General features: G+C 64.2%; 4 protein-coding genes. All 4 read right to left on the bottom strand.

Annotated features, from left to right (window positions below):
* Positions 1–116: GTP-binding protein (locus EZ216_RS21175; RefSeq protein ID WP_049059127.1), on the bottom strand; the 116-nt coding region annotated here is incomplete at its 3' end.
* A 190-nt stretch (positions 117–306) separates the two neighbouring features.
* Entirely contained in the window at positions 307–2,409 is a 2,103-nt protein-coding gene (gene fusA / locus EZ216_RS21170; RefSeq protein ID WP_135251795.1) for an elongation factor G, read from the bottom strand.
* 75 nt (positions 2,410–2,484) lie between these two features.
* Positions 2,485–2,958, bottom strand: a complete 474-nt coding sequence (gene rpsG, locus EZ216_RS21165) for a 30S ribosomal protein S7 (RefSeq protein ID WP_135251794.1) — start codon at positions 2,956–2,958, stop codon at positions 2,485–2,487.
* 142 nt (positions 2,959–3,100) lie between these two features.
* Entirely contained in the window at positions 3,101–3,478 is a 378-nt protein-coding gene (gene rpsL / locus EZ216_RS21160; RefSeq protein ID WP_017759704.1) for a 30S ribosomal protein S12, read from the bottom strand.
* Between the last annotated feature and the right edge of the window lie 281 nt (positions 3,479–3,759).

The following is a 3,759-nucleotide window of genomic DNA, read 5'->3' as shown; positions in this document are numbered from 1 at the left end:
TTGGTGGACAGCACCGTCGTGATGGCCGCCGTCAGCGTCGTCTTGCCGTGGTCCACGTGGCCGATCGTGCCAACGTTCACGTGCGGCTTGGTCCGCTCGAACTTACCTTTTGCCATGTCTTTTCCTTAGCTAAAGAGCAATGCCCGTGATCCGGTTTTACGTCTGCACCCGGCTCCTGGATCCTCCGCCACGGGCAGCGAAGGGGGTCGGGTCGCAGACGGCGCCGCTTGCGCGGCTGATTCGTGGATCCCCGCCTTCGCGGGGATGACGTGACGAGGCAAGCGCTTCGCGCCTGCCCTGGTCATGTCACTTCGAACGTTCGGCGACGATGGACTCGGCCACGTTGCGCGGAGCTTCGGCGTAGTGCTTGAACTCCATCGTGTACGTGGCGCGGCCCTGCGACATCGAGCGCAGCGAGGTGGAGTAGCCGAACATCTCGGACAGCGGCACCTCGGCCTTGATGGCCTTGCCGCCACCGACCATGTCTTCCATGCCCTGCACCATGCCGCGGCGGGACGACAGGTCGCCCATCACGCTGCCGGCGTAGTCTTCCGGCGTCTCGACTTCCACGGCCATCATCGGCTCGAGGATGACGGGGCTGGCCTTCTTGGCGCCTTCCTTGAAGCCGAAGATGGCGGCCATCTTGAACGCCAGTTCGTTCGAGTCCACGTCGTGGTACGAACCGAAGTGCAGCGTCACCTTGACGTCCACGACCGGGTAGCCGGCCAGCACGCCCTGCGTGACGGCTTCGTTGATGCCCTTCTCGACCGCCGGGATGAACTCGCGCGGAACCACGCCACCCTTGATGGCGTCGACGAACTCGATGCCCTTGCCCGGCTCGTTCGGCTCGAGCTTGAGCACGACGTGGCCGTACTGGCCCTTGCCGCCCGACTGGCGCACGAACTTGCCTTCGGCTTCCTCGACCGTCTTGCGGATGGTCTCGCGGTACGCCACCTGCGGCTTGCCGACGTTGGCTTCCACGCCGAATTCGCGCTTCATGCGGTCGACGATGATTTCCAGGTGCAGCTCGCCCATGCCGGCGATGATGGTCTGGCCCGATTCCTCGTCCGTGCGGACGCGGAACGACGGGTCTTCCTGCGCCAAGCGGTTCAGGGCGATGCCCATCTTCTCCTGGTCAGCCTTGGTCTTGGGCTCGACGGCCTGCGCGATCACGGGCTCGGGGAACACCATGCGCTCCAGCGTCACGATGGACGCGGGGTCGCACAGGGTCTCACCCGTGGTCACTTCCTTCAGGCCCACGCAGGCGGCGATGTCGCCGGCGCGGATCTCGTCGATTTCCTGGCGGTTGTTGGCGTGCATCTGCACGATCCGGCCGATGCGTTCCTTCTTGCCGCGCACCGGGTTGTAGACGCTGTCGCCCTTGCTCAGCACGCCCGAGTAGACGCGCACGAACGTCAGCTGGCCGACGAACGGGTCCGTCATCAGCTTGAACGCCAGCGCCGAGAACTTCTCGTTGTCGTCGGCCTTGCGGGTGACGGGCTGGTCGTCCTCGTCCATGCCGGCGACCGGCGGGATGTCCAGCGGCGAAGGCATGAGCTCGATCACGGCGTCCAGCATGCGCTGCACACCCTTGTTCTTGAACGCCGTGCCGCACAGCATCGGCTGGATCTCGCCGGCGATGGTGCGCGTGCGCAGGCCGCTGGTGATCTCTTCCTCGGAGAGGTCGCCCTCTTCCAGGTACTTGTTCATCAGGTCTTCGTTGGCCTCGGCGGCCGCCTCGACCATCTTCTCGCGCCATTCCTTGGCCTGCTCGACGAGGTCGGCCGGAATGTCCTCGAAGGTGAACTTCATGCCCTGGGAGGCTTCGTCCCAGATGATGGCCTTCATCTTGCGCAGGTCGACCACGCCCTTGAAGTTTTCCTCGGCGCCGATCGGGATGACGATGGGCACGGGGTTGGCCTTCAGGCGGGTCTTCATCTGGTCATAGACCTTGAAGAAGTTGGCGCCGGTGCGGTCCATCTTGTTGACGAATGCCAGGCGCGGCACCTTGTACTTGTTGGCCTGGCGCCAGACCGTCTCGGACTGCGGCTGCACGCCGCCCACGGCGCAGTACACCATGCACGCGCCGTCGAGCACGCGCATGGAGCGCTCCACCTCGATGGTGAAGTCCACGTGGCCGGGGGTGTCGATGATGTTGATGCGGTGCTCGGGGAAGGACATGTCCATGCCCTTCCAGAAGCACGTGGTCGCGGCGGACGTGATCGTGATGCCGCGCTCCTGCTCCTGCTCCATCCAGTCCATCGTGGCGGCGCCGTCGTGCACTTCGCCGATCTTGTGGTTCACACCGGTGTAGAACAGGATGCGCTCGGTGGTCGTGGTCTTGCCGGCGTCGATGTGCGCCGAGATCCCGATGTTGCGATAGCGCTCGATGGGCGTTTTGCGGGCCATGATGGTCTTTCGTTAAAGGGGAAAGGCCCGCTCGTGGCGGGCCCCATTCCCAGGTGCTTCAGATGGGGGCGGTTCTCAGAAGCGGAAGTGCGAGAAGGCCTTGTTGGCTTCGGCCATGCGGTGCACTTCGTCGCGCTTCTTCATGGCGCCGCCACGGCCTTCCGTGGCTTCCATGAGTTCGTTGGCCAGGCGCAGGGCCATGGACTTCTCGCCGCGCTTCTTGGCGGCTTCCTTGATCCAGCGCATCGACAGCGCCAGGCGGCGCACCGGACGCACTTCCACCGGCACCTGGTAGTTGGCGCCGCCGACGCGGCGGGACTTCACCTCGACCATCGGCTTGACGTTGTTGATGGCCATGGTGAACGCCTCGACCGGGTCGCGGCCGGGGTTCTTCTTCTCGATCTGCTCGAGCGCGCCGTAGACGATGCGCTCGGCGACCGCCTTCTTGCCGCCTTGCATGATGACGTTCATGAACTTGGCGAGCTCGACATTGCCGTACTTGGGATCCGGCAGGATTTCACGCTTGGGGACTTCGCGACGACGTGGCATTTCTGTTCCTTTCTTGCTTCAGCTGGTCCTCTGACGGACCTGGAGGGCCATCCGGGCCTTCCGCTTACTCGACCCACAACCGGGTCACTTCGCTTGCAACCGCCTGCCGAGCGATTGAAGCACCGACAAACGACAAAACCGTTTAAGCCTTCTTCGGGCGCTTCGCGCCGTACTTCGAACGGGACTGCTTGCGATCCTTCACGCCCTGCAGGTCCAGGGAACCGCGGACGATGTGGTAGCGCACACCCGGCAGGTCCTTCACGCGGCCGCCGCGCACGAGCACCACGGAGTGCTCCTGCAGGTTGTGGCCTTCACCGCCGATGTACGAGATGACCTCGAAACCGTTGGTCAGGCGCACCTTGGCGACCTTGCGAAGCGCCGAGTTCGGCTTCTTCGGCGTCGTGGTGTACACACGGGTGCACACACCCCGGCGCTGGGGGCTGTTCTGCATCGCGGGCGACTTGGATTTGGTCTTTTCGACCTCCCGCCCCTGACGCACGAGTTGGTTGATGGTTGGCATTAAAAAAATGTCCCTAAGCGTGCTGGAAATATGGGCGCACCGCCCAAGTGGCGACATCCTGCGATGTCCTGCCTGCGGCGCGCACGGCTTCCCCGCCCCAAATGCGGGAAAGCCTGCCAGTATAGCCCGGCGCGGGTAATCCCTCAAGCGCCACGGTTGGGCGCGCGATCAGCCAAGGCCGAAAAGAGAACTTCCGAGGGATCGTGGATTCCCGCCTGCGCGCACTGCTGTCCGGAATCGGGAAGCGGGTTTGAAGGCTGGCGCTGGGAGGAGATGGAGGG

It is taken from the genome of Ramlibacter humi (assembly GCF_004681975.1).
Classification (GTDB): domain Bacteria; phylum Pseudomonadota; class Gammaproteobacteria; order Burkholderiales; family Burkholderiaceae_C; genus Ramlibacter; species Ramlibacter humi.
Note: the sequence above shows the minus strand (reverse complement) of the source record. Positions and strands in the feature narration are given on the sequence as shown.

Bases quoted from the DNA above. Each gene is read 5' to 3' on its own strand.
- fusA (WP_135251795.1), bottom strand. From the start codon at position 2,409: ATGGCCCGCAAAACGCCCATCGAGCGCTATCGCAACATCGGGATCTCG.
- rpsG (WP_135251794.1), bottom strand. From the start codon at position 2,958: ATGCCACGTCGTCGCGAAGTCCCCAAGCGTGAAATCCTGCCGGATCCC.
- rpsL (WP_017759704.1), bottom strand. From the start codon at position 3,478: ATGCCAACCATCAACCAACTCGTGCGTCAGGGGCGGGAGGTCGAAAAG.